This window comes from Paenibacillus sp. GCM10023250, assembly GCF_042653205.1.
In the GTDB taxonomy this organism is placed as follows: domain Bacteria; phylum Bacillota; class Bacilli; order Paenibacillales; family Paenibacillaceae; genus Paenibacillus_Z.
The window spans coordinates 164,901-183,182 of sequence record NZ_JBHSHY010000005.1 but is presented as its reverse complement, the minus strand read 5'-3'; the positions used below and the strand labels follow the sequence as shown (position 1 = coordinate 183,182).

Below are 18,282 nucleotides of genomic sequence, written 5' to 3'. Positions count from 1 at the left end.
TTTGGGCCGGATACGCCAAGCGCCGGCGTGCTACAGGCCGAAATGGGACCGTATGGCAAACGCGGTCTCCTCAGGACTAAGCCCGGTATTGTCGATGCGCAAATAATTCGGGCGCACAATTTCGCCGGGATTCGAGTTAAGCCGATACAAGTCCAAGCTCCTGAGCAATTCCTGCTCCGACTTCGCGACGTCCCGCTTCGTCGGTTTGTGTGCCAATCGGTTCGGCGTTCGATTGCGCGCCAGCCTCGACGCGAGCGCCGCTTCAAGCTCGACGAAGAACATCTCGCCGCCGGCTTCTTCAACGATGCGGCAAATCATTTCCACGTAGTCCCAATCCTCCTGCTCGTTGAACGCCCAGACGTACGTGAAGATCATGCCCTCCATGCCGCTGATCGCCGCGGCTTGGAAGATTTCCATCCGAATCAGGTTCGTCAGCCGCCAAGCTTCCGCGCTGAAGCCGAAATACGGATAGACGAGCTCGATCGCCATATGATTATGAAACAGCTTTAAGCCGGTGATCTTCTCGAGCTCTTGGCCGACCGTCATTTTACCGACAGCCTGCGGGCCGAAGACGAGCACGAACTTCATCGGTATCCCCTCCTCCTAATTTGGAAGATTATTCCTCCGTTCGCACAGTTCGGACAAGAGGAAGCACCCAAAAAAACCAGCCGTGCGATCCGCGCGGCCGGCGATTCCGATCCGGTCTGAGTCTTCTCTATCGGCCGCAGTATTCGACAACGCCGGCGTACGGAAGCTCCCCGCCGAAAATATCGAGCGCACTGCCGACCGTGATGTCCAGCTTGCCCCGGGACAGCACGCGGAACTGCTCCAAATCCGCGAAAGAGCGGGCACCGCCCGCATACGTCGCCGGGATCGTGACGCCATCCGCCAGCTGCTCGACGAGGCTGCCGAGAATCCCGGTCCGCTTGCCCTCCACGTCGACGGCGTGCACGAGGTATTCGTCGCAGTACGCCTCCAGCTCGCGCAAATGTTCCCGGTTCACGACGAAGCTGCTGAACGTCTTCCATTGGTTCGTCACCACGCGCCATTCGCCGTCTTGCTGCTTGCAGCTGAGGTCGATGACGAGCCGCTCCTTGCCGACCTCGGAGACGATGCGCCGCAGGTTGTCCATGTCGAGCTCGCCGTCGCGGAAGATATACGAGGTAACGATGACGTGCGACGCGCCCGCCTCGAGATACCGCGCCGCGTTGTCCGCGCGGATGCCGCCGCCGATCTGCAGCCCGCCCGGGTATGCCCGAAGCGCCGCCAGCGCGGCTTCTTCATTGCCGGGACCAAGCATGATGACATGCCCGCCCGTCAGCCCGTCTCTTTGGAACATCTCGGCGTAATAAGCCGAATCGTGCGCGGAGACGAAGTTTTCCACTACCTGCTTATCGCTGTCGCCGAGCGTTTCGCCCACGATTTGTTTGACTTTGCCGTTGTGCAGGTCAATGCAAGGCCTGAATTTCATCGCTGTTCCTCTTCCCTTGATATGATCGCTTCCAGCTCGAAGAGCGCGTGAATCGTATAATCGGGCGTACTGTCGCCGTCCGCCGGCTTGCGGCCGGGATTGTAATAACAGAAGTCGATGCCCGCCGCGCGAGCGCCTTCGTAATCATCCTTCAGATTGTCGCCCACGAACAGAATATCCGCCTGCGGGACGCCAAGCGAGGCCACGGCCTGGTCGAAAATCAGCCTGTCCGGCTTCGCGGCCGGCACGCCGTCGTACCCGAGCTGCAGCAGCGTATCGCGGAACGAATATTCCAGTACCTGCGAGATATGGAGGTTCCGCCTCATTCGTTCGCTCCAATACGTCCAATTGATCGGAGCGAACGCCGCCCAGAACGCCTCCCACCGAAACCCTTCCCGATCCGGCAGTCCGAAACGGCGAATCGCGCGCCGCATGGATTCCCGTTCGCTGGCATCATAGCAGCGTGTTGTCTAGGTCGAATAAGATCGCCTTGTAAGCCTTCATGCGGACACCCGCTTCCGAATGAACCGCAGCGTCGCGTACCCGAGCAGCGCGCCCAGCGTATTCAGTAAAATATCGTCGATGTCGAAGCTGCCGCGCTGCAGCAGCAGCTGGAACGTCTCGAGCAGGAACAGCACGCAGACGAAGAACGCCGTGAACGAGAACAGCCGCATCCGGAACAAATACGGGATCGACAGGCCGAACGGCGCGAACACCGCGACGTTGCCGATGATGTTCACGGCCCAATAGGCCGGCCGGAAGCTGTCCGCATGGACGAAATAGAGCCGGATCGTATGAAGCGGCATGACGTTGTAATGATAACCGGGCAGCTGCGGATTCGTCCGTCCGAAGCCGATGAACATCCAATAGAAGAGCAGCAGGGCGTATGCCGCCGTAATAAGCGCGATCGCCTTTTTCATGTTTCCCGTCAGCCCCTCCGATCCTTGGCGGCCTCTGAATCAGGCGCGCGTGATAGATCGCTTCCAAGAGACCCGCCGCGTCCCGAACTCGCAAGCACCTGCATGCGCCGCGCGTCGCGTCGAACACGCCCGTCCCTCTTCCAACTATGGCTATTCCGCACGCAGCCGTTTCATGCTATTACCGCAGCGCGTTTCTTGCAAATGAATGCTAGGAATCAGTTCAATATCTTCTGCAGGCACACCAAATCCAGCCAGCGGCCGAATTTATAGGCGATTTCCACATAATGCGACACCTGCTTGTAGCCAAGCTTCGTGAAGAGCGCGACGCTGCTCTCGTTCTCCGTGCAGATGGTCGCGATGAGCGAATGGAAGCCGAGCTCCCGCGCCGTGTCTTCAAGGAACAACATCGCTTCCCGGCCGATCCCCTTGCCGGTGAACGCCGGTTCGAGATAGATCGTCATTTCCCCGGTGACGTTGAACGCGGGACGCTTCTTGTGCTGCGTCAGCATGATGTAGCCCGCGTATTCGCCATCGTAGAGGACGACATACGATCGGTAAATGTCGGCGAGCGGTTCGATCAAGGCTCTCATTTGTTCCGGGGTGTAAGGATGTAAATCGAACGATACGGTGGTATGGATCACAAAATGATTATACGTTCCGCGTACCTGCTCCAAATACCGTTCTTCGTACGGCACGAACGCCGTTCTGTTCGACATGGCTGCACCTCTTGATTCATAGGGTTGGCAAAACGGGCAGACGGCGCCCTTCTAGCGGCTCCGCCTGCCCGTCGCTTGGTTCGGATTGAACGCGCGCCCGCGCGGCTATTCCCAACGCTCGATGCTGAAAACCTTGAACGCGCTCGTGGCGGGATGCTGCGTGACGGTGTAGATCCACTGGTATTCGTTAACCGTCGATTTGCCTTCGGGGTAATAAATGCCGATTTTCTCGACAATGTAGAACTTGTATTGACCGTTGATCTTCTGGATGTTCATGATCTGAAAGTTGATTAGCTTCTCCTTGATATTCAGACCGCTCAGATGGCGGACGAGGTTTTCCTGCTCCTTGTACAGCGGCCCTTCCGGGTCGAGCAGGCCTGCCACCAGCGAGAAGCGGTTCTTGTTGATCGCTTCGACCATCGATTCTTCGTAGGCGTTCATGACGTCGGTCGCGCCTGTAGAATCTCTATAATCAATCTGTTCGCCGGCGACGGGATCCTGCGGTGGTGCATCCTCGCTCGCCGAACAGGCGTTCAACAGCACGGCCAGACATAGCAGCACGCCGAGCATCGCTATTCTGTACATTCGCCTAATCTCCCGTCTTTATGAAATGCAGTCGTCCCCGCCCCGGACAAAACGCTCGTAGATGACGATCGGCTTGCCGTCGGGCAGAACGGCGGGTTTGACTTCCGAGGCGCCTTGACTGCGCCAAAACGCGTGCGCGGGTGCATTGCCCGCCAGCACGCCGAGCCTATGCACGGCTACGCCGCGCTCGCGCATCAGAGCGTCGAACCAGGCGAGCGCCTGTTTGCCCAATCCTTGGCCGTGGCTCTGCGACCGGATGACGAGCAGTCCGATCCACGTGCGGGCATCGTTCGGATTAATCATTAGAAATTCAAGGATGCCGACGGGCTCCGCGTCCGCGAAGAGGACGTACCGCTCCGCGCCGGCGGCTTCGGCATCCCGCTGCTCCGCTTCGACGTCGGCGGCCGTCAGCCGCTCCTTATCCTTGGACAGGCGGTTGAAAAAAGGATTGGCGTTCAACACCGCCAGCTCCGCCGCAATCAGCTCGCGCGATGCGCGTCTGAAGGAAAGTTCCATGGGTTGCGCGCTTCCTTTCGCAGGCCGAATCCGGGATACGTCTTCTAAGCTAACGAACGTTGACTTTCCACCTTCTAGTGTACGCCTTCTATCTTACCATGAAACCCGAACGCGCATAAATGCCTGAGAAAAGGTTAATGATCCTCGAGGCGACGGCTATCGTTCCGACCAGGACGGATTCAGCAGCACCATGTGGACGTGATCCTCCCACACGCCGCGGATGCGCAGATATTGGCTCGCCACGCCTTCGCTGCGGAAGCCGAGCCGCTCGACCACCTTCAAGGAAGGCGCGTTCCGGGGCATAACGTTGGCCTCGACCCGGTGCAGGTTGAGCCGCTCGAACGCGAATGCCACGACATGCGCGAGAGCCTCGGTCATGTAGCCTTTGTTGCGATGCAGCACATCCATCCGGTAGCCGAGATGGCAGGACTGGAACGCCCCGCGCACGATATTGGATAGCGACGCCGTGCCGATGATGTCGCCGTCCGGATCTGCGGCAGCCGTCAGCCAAAACCGCACGCTGAGCCCATTGTCCATGCTCTGGCGTTCCTGTCGGATCAGCTGCCGCTGCGTCTCCAGCGTGTAATACGTCTCGTCGCGGCCGGGCTCCCATTCGGCCAGCGCTTCACGGTTCCGCAGCACGAACGCGAGCACCCGCTCGGCGTACGACTCGTCGATGACCTGCAGGACCAGCCGCTTCGTCCGCAGCTTGAGGCGGTGCAATTCATGGATTGGCAGCATGATTCGTGCCTCCGTTCGTGACTTGGTTCATTGCTTCCCCGTCCCTGCGGCGGCTTGACGAAGGAAGCGCAAGGGTTCGCAGAGCCGCCGCTTCGCAGTCAGACGCGGTCATGCGCGGATGGGCCGGATATCCCCCGTACTTGCCTCGCGTACGTCCATCCCATTTCCCGGACGTTTCGCCGGGAGCGAATGCCCAAATCTCGGGGAATCGGGCAGATGTCCAATCCGCGTCTACCGATTTTCATATAATACAGTATACCGGGTGCCGAGAACTACACGACAAACATGATGCCGGCGCCGGAAATACCTTTCAAGGGAGGCATTCGCATGTCCGGTGCATTGGGATTCGGAGGAAGTTTCGTTGGCGTGATTCTGGTACTGTTCATTCTGCTGGTCATCGTATCCCGCGGAGTTTTGATCTAACCTACACGCTCTACTAGCCGATAATGATAAAACCGTCGAGGGTTTTCCTTCGACGGTTTTTCATCTTGCCGCGGTCCGGCTTGCGGTCCGCGGCTCCGGGCGCGCGCATTCGGATGCTCCCAGGACGCGCTTTTCGCAAACGTTAAGCCAGCGCGAACTCGCGCAGGGCATGCGCGACGCCGTCTTCTTCGTTCGACCGGGTCAGCGCGTTCGCCGCCTCCTTCACCGCTTCGGGCGAGTTGGCGACCGCCACGCCCATGCCCGCGAACGTCAGCATGCCCACGTCGTTGAAATAGTTGCCGATCGCCATGACGCGGTCCCGGTCGATCCCTCTCAGGTTCGCCAGCTGCCGCAAGGCGTGGCCCTTGCTCGCATCCTTATGCTGCACGTCGATAAAATAATCGCCGCTGCGAATATGCTGCAGCCCGTGCGTCCAAGTACTCCATTCCGCCTCGACGGCGTCCAGCTGCGCAATGGCCCCGAATAGCGTGAACTTCACAAGCCCTTCCGGCAGCGGCGCGTTCGGATCGCGCAGGACGGGACGGGCGCCGTATAGGCCGTACATCTTCTCCGCGTCCGGCGTCAATCCCTCGATCCACATCTCGAACGGCGTGTTCAGGTCGAAATGCAGCTCTTTCTGCAGGCAGTAGTCCCGGAAACGCGCCACCTCCGCGGGATCGATGCTGTACTGGTGCAGCACGCGGCGGCTGGCCGAGTCGACCGTGGCGGCGCCGTTATGCGTAATCATTGTGCCGGCGAGGCCCAATTCCTCCAGGACGGGCAGCGCGTTCACCGGCCCTCTTCCCGTGCAGAGCACGATTTCCGCCCCGCGCCGATGCGCTTCGCGCACGGCGTCCCGAACGGCCGGGGTCAGAATGTGGCTGTCGTTGAGCAGCGTTCCGTCGATGTCGAGCGCGATCAAATCATAGTTGATGTTCCCCATGGCAGTAGGTCTCTCCCGTCTCCTGGTTGATCTCTTGTCTCTCTAATGGCCTGTCACGCGTTGCGTCCGGCTCCGGTTTGGACAGTCAGCAGCGCGTCCAGCTCCGCCTCCGTAAGCGGGCGGTATTCGCCGAGCTTCAGCGTCTCGTCCAGCCGAAGCGGTCCCATGGATACCCGCTTCAAGTAGACGACCTGCTTGCCGACCGCCTCGAACATCCGTTTCACTTGATGAAACTTGCCTTCGCGGATCGTGAGCAGGATCCGGCTGTGGATCCCCTCCGGCCGCGCTTCCTTGTCTCCGATCGTCAATTCGGCGGGCATCGTCTCGTAGCCGTCCTCGAGCGTCACGCCTTGCTTAAACGCCGCTTGATCCTCGGCGTCCACGTCGCCGCGCACGAGCGCCTCATACGTCTTCGGGACATGCTTGCGCGGCGACAACAGCTCGTGCGCGAGCTTGCCGTCGTTCGTGAGCAGCAGCAGTCCTTCCGTGTCCTTGTCGAGCCGTCCGACCGGGAACGGCTGCAGGATCCGGTCCTCAGGATCGAGCAGATCGATCACCGTGCGGTCCCGCGCGTCCTCCGTCGCCGAGACGACGCCCTGCGGCTTATTCAGCATGACGTAGATCGTCTCGCGGTACACGACCGCCTCACCGTCGAACCGAACGTCCGACGACTCCGGATCGAGCGTCATGCCGAAGTCCTTCACCACCGCGCCGTTCACCGTCACGCGGCCCTGCTTCACCGCGCGCTTCACTTCGCTGCGCGTGCCGAAGCCCATATTCGCCAGCAGCTTGTCCAGCCGCATCCTTTTCGCCATCCGTCGTTCAACTCCCTCCACCATTGTACCTTAAAGCCGCGGCCGGACCAACCTTTCGCCCTTCTGCCGTGCCAGCCGCATACGCGCCGCCATCTGACAAAAAAACGCCGACGGGAGCCGGTCTCTCGCGGAGACCCGGCTCCATCGGCGGCCGCCGCGCTGCGGCCCGGGGCCAGCGGCGATTCGTTACTCGTCGCGTCCGAGCCGCTCCGAAGCCGGCAGCGCGGCGAGCGCGTCCGTCAGCGACCGGAGGCGCTCGTCGGTCACGCGCAGGCGGAACGGCCGAAATGCCGGCGGCGCCGCTGCGTCCGTGCCGGCGCTTGCCGCGTACGGACGCAGCAGCGCCAGGCTGTCCGCGATATCGGCGCGAAGCTGCCCCAGGTCGAGGCCCGACGTCTCGTCCGGATAGGCCGCCAGCTTACTCTCCCCTTGGGCGAACAGCTTCGCCGCGCCTGAGAAGTTGTCGTTGCGCCAATGATGAAGGCCCACCGCGGCCTGCAGCAGCCCCTGATACAGGGTGCTCCGGCCTTCCTCGAGCCACAGCTCCTCCATGACTTCATGGCATTCGAAGTAATCCTCGTCGACGTTGAAAAGCACGATGAAACGGACGAATTTCTCGTCATACGGATGCGCCGCTGCCATTCAGTTCGCTCCGCCCTTCTTCGCGCGCTGGATCGCCGACTTGATCTCGTCGGACAGCATGCGGATCGCGAACGCGTCTTCCTTCTCCCACACTTCGTTGAACTTCAATTGAAACTGGACCGCCTCGCGGACGCGCCGGAAGAAGTACAGCTCCTGAATGTCGCTCAGCACGCTCGAATACATGTTGGACTTCTCTTCGAAATCCCGCTGCGCATCCAAAATCTCGTTGCGGATGCTCGACATCTCGGTATCGAGCTGCGCGGCCGCCTCGGCCGCTTTCTTCAGCCGGTCGCGCACGTCCTCCGGCAAGCTTTCTTTATACTTATAGTTCAGCGAGTGCTCGATCGTCGCCCAGAAATTCATCGCCAGCGTCCGGATTTGGATTTCCGCCAGCACGTGCTTGAGCCCGATGGCCGTCTGAACGGGATATTCGACGATCATATGATAGCTGCGGTACCCGCTGTCCTTGAAATTCGTAATATAGTCTTTCTCATAAACGAGCTTCAGATCCTTGCGCGAACGAATGAGCGCCGCGACCCGGTGGATGTCGTCGACGAATTGGCACATGATGCGGATGCCCGCGATGTCCTCGATGCCGGTATCGATCTTCTCCATAGGCACCGACAGCCGCTTGGCCTTCTCCAAAATGCTCGAAATCTTCTTGACCCGCCCCGTGACGAACTCGATCGGCGCGTACGCTTCCCGATTCTTCAGTTCGGCCCGGAGCGTCTTCAATTTGACCTTCAATTCTTCCACTGCCTGCTCATATGGCTGCAAAAATAGTCCCCAGTCTCTTCCGTCCATCCGGCCGCCTCCTGTCTAAGACCGATGATCTGCTCCTATGGCTTCCACGATCGATGTATATCCGTCTTTCTTCAATAAAGCTTTAAGTCCTTCCGTGAGCTCGCGGAGAAGCTCCGGCCCTCTGTAAATGAGCGCCGTATAAATTTCTACAAGACTTGCACCCGCGCGAATTTTATCGTATGCATCCGCCGCCGTAAAGATGCCGCCGGAGCCAATAATGGGCAGCCGTCCGCCCGTCAGCCGGTACACCTCGCGCACGATTTCCGTCGAACGTTCGCGAAGCGGCCTGCCGCTCAGGCCGCCGGTTTCTTTGGCGTTCGGATGGCGGAGTCCGTCGCGGCCGATGGTCGTGTTGGTGGCGATGATGCCGTTCACTCCGCTCGCGACGATCGTCTCCACGGTGTATCCGAGCTGTTCCGCGGTCATGTCCGGCGCGATCTTGACCAGTACCGGCTTGCGGGCCGCGCCGCTCTTCGCCGCCTGGGCGCCGGCCTCCTCCATCACCGCCGACAAGAGCAGCTTCAGTTCGTCGCCGTGCTGAAGCGCCCGCAGGTCCGGCGTGTTCGGCGAGCTGATGTTGACGACGAAGAAGTCGCCATATGTATAAAGCTGCCGTAAGCAGGCCCGGTAATCCTCGTGGGCGAGCTCGTTCGGCGTCGTTTTGTTCTTGCCGATATTGACGGCGATCGGAATGCGGTGCAGGCCCAACCGGCCGAGCCGCTCCGCCATCGCGGCGGCGCCGTCGTTATTGAACCCCATCCGGTTGACGAGCGCTTCGTCTGTCGGCAGGCGGAACAGCCGCGGCTGCTCGTTGCCGGCTTGTCCCTTCGGGGTCACCGTGCCGACCTCCGCGAAGCCGAAGCCGATGTTGGCGAACATGTCGACAGCCTTCGCGTTCTTGTCGAGTCCCGCCGCGAGGCCGATCGGGTGCGGGAAACGCAGCCCGAACAGGCTCGTCTCCAGCTCCTTCGCATCCGCGACCCCATACATGGCGCGCATCACGGCCTGAACGCCGGGCACCCGCCGGGCCGTGTGCAGCCCGTCGATGACCAGATGATGGGCTTTCTCGGCGTCCATGCGGAAGAAATAAGGCTTGGCAATTTTCGTGTATAACAAGTCGAAGTCACTCCGTTCTGCGTCTTTAGCTCTATCGAACAGTTTATCAAGTCGGGGGCGAAAAAGAAAGAGTACCGGCCGCCGCCCTCCCCGCCGCGGCGGCCGTTCGCTGCGCGCGAAGCAGTTGTTTCGGCGGCGGAAACCGATTACAATAAAGACATATCCCTATTTCCCGAGAAAGGTTGATCCGCATGAGCCACGCTAAAAAGAAACCGCCCATCATGAAAACGAAACAAAAGGAAGAGGTCAACAAAAAAGCGCTCATCTGGATCGGATCGGTCTTCGTCGTCATCGTCGCCGTCATGGCCGTTCTTCTTATTGTGGACCAGTAATCGGTCCAGTTAATCAAGCCATTCGTATACGACGGCGGGGTTCGTCTCGTCCTCGGCCGGCTGCAGGCGGAATAGCGCCACGGCCGGCCTGGAGGAAGCGAGAAGGACGCCGCTTTTTATCGTCACTCCCAAATCCAGGCTAATAGCCGATCTTCTATTCTAATAGATCTTTACCAGAATTGGCTCTGCCGAATTATCGAAGAAACAGGAAAAACCCCATCCCCTGTCGAAACAGGGAATGGGATCTCCGCCGCTACTATGCGATTGGATGTATTAGTTATTGAAAGGCGTGTCAGCGATTTTGATGGAGTCCGTCGGGCAGCCGTCCGCCGCATCTTGCAGATCGTCGTACAAATCTTCCGGAATTTCGGTATTGCCGTGGTTACCGTCGTTGCCGAAAATAACCTCAGCCAAGCCTTCGTCGTCGTAGTCGTAAATGTCCGGTGCCGTTGCTCCGCAAGCTCCGCAAGCAATGCATGTATCTTTCTCAACCCAAGTAAACTTCGACATCGTGGTTCCCTCCTATTAATGGTAAGTTTCAAAAACTTACGGAAGTGCTTTCATTTCCCAAGTATACAACCTTCAATCATCACTATATAACATATGCTCGTCCCTTTGCAAGGATGTCCCGCGAATTCGTTTATTGCGAATTAACGCCGACGGATCGTCCCCTAGCATGCCCGCGGTAAGCACCGCATCCTCGCCGAATTTGTCCCGCAGCATGTCCATCGCGCGCGTCAGCGCCTCCTTCTTCGGCTGCTCGCCGTAGCTGAACAAATCCAGCTGCACGGCCGTTTCCGCCTGCAGCGAGAGGTTCTGGAGGGTGATACCGAGCAAGCGCACCGGCTCTCCGCGCTTCCAATGCTTGTCGAACAGCTTGCACGCCTCGCGGTGGATATCGGAAGCGGCGTCCGTCGGGACCGGCAGCGTGACCGAACGGTTGATCGTCGTCATGTCCGGCCGCCGGATGACGATCTGAATGGTCGACGCCATCATCTTCTGATGGCGCATCCGCCTCCCGGTCTGGTCCGCTAGGTTGAGCAGGATGCGGTGGGCTTCCTCCGGATCCGTCACGTCCCTCGGCAGCGTCGTCGTATGGCCGATCGACTTGTTCCGCTCGCGCTCGGCATGGACCGGCGCGTAATCGTAGCCGTGCGACGCGGACTTCATCCAAGAGCCGACGACGCCGAAATGCTTGACGAGCATCGCCTCATCGGCCGAGGCAAGCTGCCCGATCGTGCGGATGTTCAGCTTCGTCAGCTTGTCCGCCGTCTTGCGCCCGATGCCGAAGAGCGTGTCGCACGGCTTGTGCCAGAGCAGCTCCGGCACGTCGCGGATGCGCAGCACGGTGAAGCCGTTCGGCTTCTGCATGTCGGACGCCATCTTGGCCAGCAGCTTGTTCGGGGCAATGCCGATGGAGCAAGGCAGGTTCCACTCGGTTCTGATCCGCTGCTGAATGTCCCGCGCGATCTGCAGCGGTTCGCCTAAGGCCGACGAGCCCGTTATGTCGAGGTAGCATTCGTCGATCGACACGGCCTCCACGAGCGGCGTATACTGCCGCGCGATCGACATGAAGCCGCGGGAATACGTCCGGTACAGGTTGAAATCCGGCTTGATCAGGATCAGTTCCGGACAGCGGCGTTGTCCTTCTCGCACTGTCATGCCCGTCTTGACTCCTTTCGCCCGCGCCGCGTACGAGGACGTCACGATGATCCCCCGCCGCTGCTCCACGCTTCCGGCGACCGCCGTCGCCTTTCCTTTATATAACTGCGGCTCCTCCGCTTCATGGACGGAGCAATAGAAGGCATTCATGTCCAAATGAAGAATGACCCGGCGTTTGGGAGGCGCCGTTTCCCGCTCCTTCGTCATCGCGGCATTCATCCTTCCCGGTTGGAATAAGGCGATCATATGATCGTATGACCAGCATACCAATCGCCCCGCCGGAACGTCAACCTGCCGCCTGGAAAGCTCGTTCTGCGATCGTTTACGCGCCCTGCTTCTAATGGTATAATGATAAAATTATGATTGCTTTAAAGGGATAAAGGAAGGGGGCTACCGCATTCATGGGAAACACGATCTCCATTTTCGACACGACGCTTCGTGACGGCACGCAGGGAGAGGGCATCAGTCTTTCCGCAGAGGATAAAATCAAAATCGCCCAAAAGCTCGACTTGTTAGGCGTTCATTATATTGAAGGCGGGAACCCGGGCAGCAACAGCAAGGACATCGAATTTTTCCAGAGGGCGAAAGGCTTGCGGCTGAACGCCAAGCTGACCGCGTTCGGCAGCACTCGGCGCAAGCACAGCACCGCTGAGCAGGACAACAGCCTCGTACGCATCGTGGAATCCGGCGTACCGGCCGCCACGCTCGTCGGCAAGTCGTGGGACTTCCACGTACATACGGCGCTGCAGACAACGCTCGAAGAGAATCTCGCGATGATCTACGATTCTTTCGCGTACTTGAAGCAGAAGGGCGTGGAAGCGATCTTCGACGCGGAGCATTTCTTCGACGGCTACAAGCATAATCAAGACTATGCACTGGCCGTGCTGCGCAAAGCCCAGGAGGCGGGCGCCGACTGGATCGTGCTGTGCGATACGAACGGCGGCACCCTTCCGTCGGAGATTCACGCGATCGTCTCCCGCGTCGCGGCGGAGATCGGCGCACCGATCGGCATCCATACCCACAACGACTGCGAGCTCGCGGTCGCCAATACGCTGGCCGCCGTGCAGGCGGGCGCGCGGCAGGTGCAGGGCACGATCAACGGCTACGGCGAACGGTGCGGCAACGCCAATCTCTGCTCGATCATCCCGACGCTTCAAATAAAAATGGATTACCGCTGCGTCAGCGACGGTCAGCTCCAATCGCTCACTCAGACGGCCCGGTATATCAGCGAAATCGCGAACGTGCACATGCCGGTCGCTCAGCCATACGTCGGGAATGCCGCGTTCGCCCATAAAGGCGGCATCCACGTGTCCGCGATCATGAAAGATTCCAAGACGTACGAGCATATCCGGCCGGAGCTCGTCGGCAACAAGCAGCGGGTGCTTGTCTCCGAGCTCGCGGGACAAAGCAACATCATCTCCAAAGCGCAGGAGCTCGGTCTCGACATCAACGCGAACAACGAGAAGACGAAGCGCATCATGGAACGCATCAAGGATCTCGAGCACCAAGGCTATCAATTCGAAGGCGCCGATGCCTCCCTCGAGCTGCTGCTGCGCGACGCGTTCGGTGAAATGAAGGAAATCTTCAAGCTGGAATCGCTTAAGATGCTCGTCGAAAAAACGAACGGCCACGCGATGAACGCCGAAGCCATCGTCAAAGTGAACGTCGACGGACACCCTGTCTACATGGCGGCCGAAGGCAACGGTCCGGTCAATGCGCTCAACAACGCACTGCGCAAGGCGCTGGAGCAATTTTACCCGAGCATCAACGACTTCCATCTGTCCGACTACAAGGTTCGCGTCATCGACGAGAAGGACGCGACGGCCGCCAAGGTCCGCGTATTGATGGAAACGACCGATTTCAAAAATACGTGGAGCACGGTCGGCGTCTCGAGCAACGTCATCGAAGCGAGCTGGGAAGCGCTCGTCGACAGTATTCGCTACGCCTTGCTCACCAAGAACAAAATCGAGATGCAAGACGAACCCCGGGAAGAGCTCGGGCTCATCAATCATTAACCGCATCCGCATGCAAAACGCCGGAGCCCCTAGGCTCCGGCTTTTATGGCATCGCGCGTCAGGTGCTCGAACCGGCTTTCTGCTCGCTTTCGGCGTCCAGCCACTTGTCGATGAAGCCCTGCCATTTCGCTTTCGTAATGACGCCTTCGATCCGCTCCCGGACGATGCCATTGCTGTCGATCAGCAGGCTGATCGGGAATGAATTGACCTTATACAGCTTCTGGGCGTCTCCGTCGCGGTCCATCAGAATCGGGAACGACAGCTTCTGCTGATCGACGAACTCGCGGGCTTGCCGCTCCTTGTCGGCGCTGGTCGCGTTAATGCCGAGAATCTGCAGCTTGCCCGCGTATTGCTTCGAGAGCGCCTGCAGATCGGGCGCCTCCATTTCGCACGGATAGCACCACGACGCCCAGAAATTAACGAGCGTGAGCTGCTCCTTCTTCCCGCCGATGGTGACCGGCTGCTCCTTGAGGTCGGGGAGACTGAGCGTCGGCGCCGTGTAGCCCGGCTTCGGGAGCATGTCGGACGAAGCGGCAAGCGCATCGTCGTGCTTGCCTTTATTTTGATAGACTGCGGCACCTGCCAAAATCAGCACGATGACGAGCAATACGATCGATCGTTTCATGATGCGCCTTCTTTCAACGAATTTTGTCGATAGCGATGCCTGGGCACGCTCCCTCCATGTTACCATGTTCAGGAATGGAAGCTCAAGTTAGGGGGAACATTAACCGTCGAGACCGGACGGTCATCCTCGATCGCTTGGAGGCATTCATCAATGAACGGTTCAACGAAATCACGCGGCGCGGGAAGCAAGCCCGGCAAGCTCCGCACGGCGTCGAATGGCGGCGGATCGGCAACCGCGAAGCGCCCGAGCAAGGAGAAAGGCGGCGGCAAATGGCTGGAATACGCCGCGCTCGCCACGGTGCCGCTCGTACTCGTGCTGGGCAATTCCATGTTGGTGCCTATACTTCCCGATATGGAGAAACAGATGCACATCTCGACGTTCCAAGCCAGCCTCGTCATTACGTTATTTTCCGTTGCCGCCGGCCTCATTATTCCGCTATCCGGCTACCTGTCCGACCGCTTCTCGCGGAAAGCCGTCATCTTGATCTCGCTGGCCGTGTACGGCATAGCGGGCATCGGCGCCGGTATCGCCGCGGTCGTGAATTCCTATGGCTTCCTGATCGCCGCCCGGGCGCTTCAGGGCATCGGCGCCGCGGGCACGTCGCCGATCGCGATGGCGCTCGTCGGCGACAAGTACAAGGACGGCGCGGAGAGCGAGGCGCTCGGGCTGATCGAAGCGTCCAACGGCGCCGGCAAGGTCGTAAGCCCGATCATCGGCTCGCTGCTTGCGCTCATCGCGTGGTACATGCCGCTGTTCGCATTCCCGATCTTCTGCGCCGGTTCGTTCTTCGCCATGATGTTCCTCATCCAAGAAGCGCCGAAGGAAGGAAAATCCGAACCGCTGCCGCTCGGGCAATACGTCAAGGACATTGGCAAGCTCTTCAAGGAGAAGGGGCGCTGGCTGATCGGCGCGTTCGTCTCGGGCTCCCTCGGCTTGTTCATCCTGTTCGGCGTGCTCTTCCGCCTCTCGGACTTGCTCGAGGAGGCGCCCTATCGCATCGACGGCGTCGCCAAAGGCGGCGTGCTGGCGATTCCGCTTCTATTCCTGGTCATCACCGCCTACGTTACGGGACGCCAAATCAAAAACAACGGCAAACTGATGCGCGCGCTCATGCTCATCGGCCTGGCCGTCATGAGCGTGGCCCTCGCTGCCGCCGCGCTATGGCACCGCAACCTTTACCTGCTGCTCGGGTTCGCCTCGCTCAGCAGCCTCGGAACCGGCCTGCTGCTCCCGTGCCTGAACACGCTCATCACCGGCGCGGTCGACCGGCAGCACCGCGGCATGGTCACATCGCTGTACAGCAGCCTGCGCTTCCTCGGCGTCGCCTTCGGCCCGCCTTTGTTCGGCTGGATCGCCGGCTACTCCGATGCGCTGCTCTACGGCATCGTCGCGGGCTTGTCCGCTTGTGCCCTGTTCATTATCTTCTTCCTCGTTCATCCGCCCAAGCAGGCGGGGGACGCGGCGAAGGCCGAGTGACCGCGCTTGCAGCGCGCCCCGGTGGTTCACGCCCTCGTTCTGCGCTATACTGAAGGCACGCGCTGCGCCAGCAGTCGAGATGCAAGAAGGGAAGGACCGACATGGACGACATGCCGATGAAGGCGGAACTGACTGCGGAAGCCTATCAGGCCCTGCTAACGCTGACGATGGACGCGCTGCCCTTTGAGACTTGCGGCGTCCTGACCGGTCAACGGCTTCGCATCGCCGGGAATGGCGCACGTGTAAGCGCACGTCCGGCGGACGTTCTGCGCGTCACCGGCGTCCTGCTCGTCAAGAACGCGGCCGCGCGGCCGGAGACGCAATTCGCGTTCGATCCGCATGACTGGGTCCGCGCGATTTACGACATGCAAAAAAACCGACAATCGCTTGTCGGTTTCTTTCATTCCCATCCCGGTTCGCCGCCCGTGCCCAGCAGGGCCGACCGTGACGGCTTCCCGTTCGGCACCGCCGATAACGGGAGCGGGACGTCTTATTGGATTCTGTCGCCGGACGCCCCCAATCGGACCCTCGTCATCCAGCCATACTGGGTGCGCGGCGAATCGTTTTTACCTTTAATGCTTGCTCAGATATGCGTATAAGTCCCCTAGCGTCACTACGTTCCGGTCCAGCATCCGGCGCAAATAATGCAGCCACAGCTTGGCCGTCATGCGGGAATCCTCGAGCGCGTGATGCCGCTGCGTGATCTCGATGCCGTTGCGTTCGAGCAAATCGTCCAGGCCGTACCCGGTAAGCTCGGGCTCCAGCCATTTCGCTACCATGATCGTGTCGAGCACGCGGTGCGTCAGATTCACCTTCGACGTGCGCCAGAGCGCGCTGTTCAAAAACTGCTTGTCGTGGCCGCTCGCGTGCGCGATCAGCAGCCGTTTGCCGACGAATTCCATGAAGTCGTGCAGCACCTGCATGAGATCGGGGGCGTCTGACACCATTTCGTTCGTGATCCCGGTCAATTCCGTAATATGCTTCGGCACTCTCCGCTTCGGGTTGACCAAGCTGTAAAACGACTGCTCCTCTACGATCCGCTCGCCTCGCAGCAGCACCGCTCCGAATGAAATGATTTCATCCCCGTTCGTCGGGTAAAATCCGGTCGTCTCCAGATCAAACACCACGACCTCCATTTCATCGAGCGGCTGATCCATGACGGAATCCTTCCGCTGCTCCTTGGACATGGAGCGGATGAACGCCATCTGCTGCGCGTTCTGCGCGCCCATCATAGAAGCCAGCGCCGGCGTGAGGCCGCCCATCTTGTACAGGTGCCACATCCGGCCTACGCCTTTTTGCTCCTTCATGCTACTCCCCTCCGGAATGCTCAGAACCTGCCGGACGCCCGTCTCCGCACGTACTTCTGCAGCTTCTTGACCGCGCGAAGCCCCGTCTTCAGTTCTTCGATGAGCTTTTTGGTCAGACGCGCTCCGGACAGTTTACCGTTATTCGTATAGAAGCCGCCTTCGAGCTTGGACGTCGTCATGAGACGCAAGCGTAGAAACAAGCGGAACGCCTCGGCGTACGCGCCGCCGTCCGCGGCCGAGAACACGCCGGCGCGCGTCAGCTCGCCGATTCGGGCCAGCGTCGACGTGTCCCGCACGTCCGCTTGGATCGCGAGCAGCCGAACGGCGTTCACCATCGGAATATAGGCGCCGTACTTCAAGTCCAGACTCCCCGCATCTTCCCCGTAATGTTCCTTAAACAGCTGCCCGAATACGCCGACGAGCACTTTATGCCGCATCGTATTGTTCAGCATGCGCTCGACGATGTCCGGACGAAGTGTCTTGTTCGCGAAAAAATAGTCCTTCAACGCCTCCCAAGGCGGCGCCGCGCCAGCGACGAGCCGGCAATCGGCGACGATGAGCAGGTAGCGCACCCGCTCCCAATCTGGTTCCCCGAACCAGAGGTCCAGCTTGGTCTTCCAAGTCGACAAGGACTGACACCACTGCGGATTGGCACTGACCACTTCACCTTCGCACCGCGGATAGCCCAGCTCCTGCAGCAGCACGACGACGGCGCGGGCGAATTCGCCGAAATAATCCGCCACGGCCTCCCGCTGTGAAGGGTCCGCCGGATCCTCGTAGACAAGCCCGCTGTCCTGATCACTTGTTAACGTTTGTTCCTCTCTGCCCCCGCTGCCGAACAGCAGATATGCGTAAGGCACGGGCGGTGGACCGTGTCCCATCTGTGCCATCCGCGCTTCGGAGAGGACGACCGCACGCCGAATGAAGGCGTCGTGAACCTCGTTCAGCTCCGTATTGAAAAGCTCAATCGGCTGTGCAGATGGCAGCTTCTCCATGTGCGCGTGGATGTGATCCCGCAAGCTGCGCAGCGCCGCCGCATCGTTCGCCGCCTCGATGCGCGCGAGCAGCGTCGCACGGACCGGGTCGCTCATGCTGCGTTCACCTCAATGTTCTGAATATCCGGATAACGTTCGCCCCGCCGGCTGTCGTCGGCGGGGCGAACATGCGATACTT

Annotated in this window: 21 protein-coding genes; 3 read left to right on the top strand and 18 right to left on the bottom strand. The window is 60.0% G+C overall.

Annotation, left to right across the window (positions count from 1 at the left end; translation table 11 throughout):
• Window positions 1-30 precede the first annotated feature (30 nt).
• From ACFPB1_RS07310 to ACFPB1_RS07240, 15 genes are all read right to left on the bottom strand, one after another.
• The gene (locus ACFPB1_RS07310; RefSeq protein WP_379223508.1) at window positions 31-588 is read right to left on the bottom strand and encodes a shikimate kinase; all 558 of its coding nucleotides are present in this window, start codon (window positions 586-588) and stop codon (window positions 31-33) included.
• A gap of 127 nt (window positions 589-715) precedes the next feature.
• A complete protein-coding gene (hisA, locus tag ACFPB1_RS07305) occupies window positions 716-1,471 on the bottom strand; it encodes a phosphoribosylformimino-5-aminoimidazole carboxamide ribotide isomerase (protein ID WP_379223505.1) in 756 nt (251 codons plus the stop codon).
• A complete protein-coding gene (locus ACFPB1_RS07300) occupies window positions 1,468-1,797 on the bottom strand; it encodes an HAD family hydrolase (RefSeq protein WP_379223502.1) in 330 nt (109 codons plus the stop codon). The genes hisA and ACFPB1_RS07300 overlap by 4 nt, the downstream gene beginning before the upstream one ends.
• A 174-nt stretch (window positions 1,798-1,971) precedes the next feature.
• The gene (locus ACFPB1_RS07295; RefSeq protein ID WP_379223500.1) at window positions 1,972-2,391 is read right to left on the bottom strand and encodes a VanZ family protein; all 420 of its coding nucleotides are present in this window, start codon (window positions 2,389-2,391) and stop codon (window positions 1,972-1,974) included.
• 215 nt (window positions 2,392-2,606) lie between these two features.
• Complete coding sequence (locus tag ACFPB1_RS07290) at window positions 2,607-3,107, bottom strand: GNAT family N-acetyltransferase (protein ID WP_379223498.1); 501 nt, start codon at window positions 3,105-3,107, stop codon at window positions 2,607-2,609.
• 105 nt (window positions 3,108-3,212) lie between these two features.
• Window positions 3,213-3,692: a TcaA NTF2-like domain-containing protein gene (locus ACFPB1_RS07285; RefSeq protein WP_379223495.1), complete on the bottom strand. Its 480-nt coding sequence runs from the start codon at window positions 3,690-3,692 to the stop codon at window positions 3,213-3,215.
• An 18-nt stretch (window positions 3,693-3,710) separates the two neighbouring features.
• A complete protein-coding gene (locus tag ACFPB1_RS07280; RefSeq protein WP_379223493.1) occupies window positions 3,711-4,208 on the bottom strand; it encodes a GNAT family N-acetyltransferase in 498 nt (165 codons plus the stop codon).
• 156 nt (window positions 4,209-4,364) lie between these two features.
• A complete protein-coding gene (locus tag ACFPB1_RS07275; RefSeq protein ID WP_379223491.1) occupies window positions 4,365-4,949 on the bottom strand; it encodes a GNAT family N-acetyltransferase in 585 nt (194 codons plus the stop codon).
• Window positions 4,950-5,514: 565 nt separating this feature from the next.
• On the bottom strand, window positions 5,515-6,315 hold the full coding sequence (locus tag ACFPB1_RS07270) for a Cof-type HAD-IIB family hydrolase (protein WP_379223489.1): 801 nt from the start codon (window positions 6,313-6,315) through the stop codon (window positions 5,515-5,517).
• Between the two features lie 53 nt (window positions 6,316-6,368).
• Window positions 6,369-7,130: a pseudouridine synthase gene (locus tag ACFPB1_RS07265; protein WP_379223487.1), complete on the bottom strand. Its 762-nt coding sequence runs from the start codon at window positions 7,128-7,130 to the stop codon at window positions 6,369-6,371.
• A gap of 186 nt (window positions 7,131-7,316) precedes the next feature.
• Complete coding sequence (locus ACFPB1_RS07260) at window positions 7,317-7,772, bottom strand: DUF309 domain-containing protein (protein ID WP_379223485.1); 456 nt, start codon at window positions 7,770-7,772, stop codon at window positions 7,317-7,319.
• Window positions 7,773-8,576, bottom strand: coding sequence for a GTP pyrophosphokinase (locus ACFPB1_RS07255; RefSeq protein WP_379223483.1), 804 nt, complete (start codon window positions 8,574-8,576; stop codon window positions 7,773-7,775). It lies immediately after the preceding gene.
• A 15-nt stretch (window positions 8,577-8,591) separates the two neighbouring features.
• Window positions 8,592-9,692 (bottom strand): quinone-dependent dihydroorotate dehydrogenase, encoded by a 1,101-nt coding sequence (locus ACFPB1_RS07250; RefSeq protein WP_379223481.1) that lies wholly within the window; start codon window positions 9,690-9,692, stop codon window positions 8,592-8,594.
• A gap of 605 nt (window positions 9,693-10,297) precedes the next feature.
• The gene (locus ACFPB1_RS07245) at window positions 10,298-10,534 is read right to left on the bottom strand and encodes a ferredoxin (protein ID WP_379223479.1); all 237 of its coding nucleotides are present in this window, start codon (window positions 10,532-10,534) and stop codon (window positions 10,298-10,300) included.
• A gap of 72 nt (window positions 10,535-10,606) precedes the next feature.
• Window positions 10,607-11,893, bottom strand: coding sequence for a DNA polymerase IV (locus ACFPB1_RS07240; RefSeq protein ID WP_379223477.1), 1,287 nt, complete (start codon window positions 11,891-11,893; stop codon window positions 10,607-10,609).
• A 194-nt stretch (window positions 11,894-12,087) separates the two neighbouring features.
• Between ACFPB1_RS07240 and cimA the strand changes: the two genes are divergently transcribed.
• Window positions 12,088-13,701 carry a citramalate synthase gene (cimA, locus tag ACFPB1_RS07235; protein WP_379223475.1) on the top strand — a complete coding sequence of 538 codons (1,614 nt, stop codon included), beginning with the start codon at window positions 12,088-12,090 and terminating at the stop codon, window positions 13,699-13,701.
• Between the two features lie 58 nt (window positions 13,702-13,759).
• On the opposite strand, the gene ACFPB1_RS07230 is transcribed toward cimA, so the two are convergent.
• Window positions 13,760-14,326 carry a TlpA family protein disulfide reductase gene (locus ACFPB1_RS07230; RefSeq protein WP_379223473.1) on the bottom strand — a complete coding sequence of 189 codons (567 nt, stop codon included), beginning with the start codon at window positions 14,324-14,326 and terminating at the stop codon, window positions 13,760-13,762.
• 150 nt (window positions 14,327-14,476) lie between these two features.
• On the opposite strand from ACFPB1_RS07230, the gene ACFPB1_RS07225 reads away from it, so the two are divergent.
• Both ACFPB1_RS07225 and ACFPB1_RS07220 read left to right on the top strand, forming a co-directional pair.
• A complete protein-coding gene (locus ACFPB1_RS07225) occupies window positions 14,477-15,802 on the top strand; it encodes an MFS transporter (RefSeq protein ID WP_379223471.1) in 1,326 nt (441 codons plus the stop codon).
• Between the two features lie 101 nt (window positions 15,803-15,903).
• Window positions 15,904-16,401, top strand: coding sequence for a Mov34/MPN/PAD-1 family protein (locus ACFPB1_RS07220; protein WP_379223468.1), 498 nt, complete (start codon window positions 15,904-15,906; stop codon window positions 16,399-16,401).
• Here ACFPB1_RS07220 and ACFPB1_RS07215 read toward each other — a convergent pair.
• Both ACFPB1_RS07215 and ACFPB1_RS07210 read right to left on the bottom strand, forming a co-directional pair.
• A complete protein-coding gene (locus ACFPB1_RS07215) occupies window positions 16,375-17,109 on the bottom strand; it encodes a 3'-5' exonuclease (protein WP_379223465.1) in 735 nt (244 codons plus the stop codon). The two genes, ACFPB1_RS07220 and ACFPB1_RS07215, sit on opposite strands and share 27 nt — an antisense overlap.
• A 20-nt stretch (window positions 17,110-17,129) precedes the next feature.
• Complete coding sequence (locus tag ACFPB1_RS07210) at window positions 17,130-18,200, bottom strand: DUF294 nucleotidyltransferase-like domain-containing protein (RefSeq protein WP_379223463.1); 1,071 nt, start codon at window positions 18,198-18,200, stop codon at window positions 17,130-17,132.
• Window positions 18,201-18,282 lie beyond the last annotated feature (82 nt).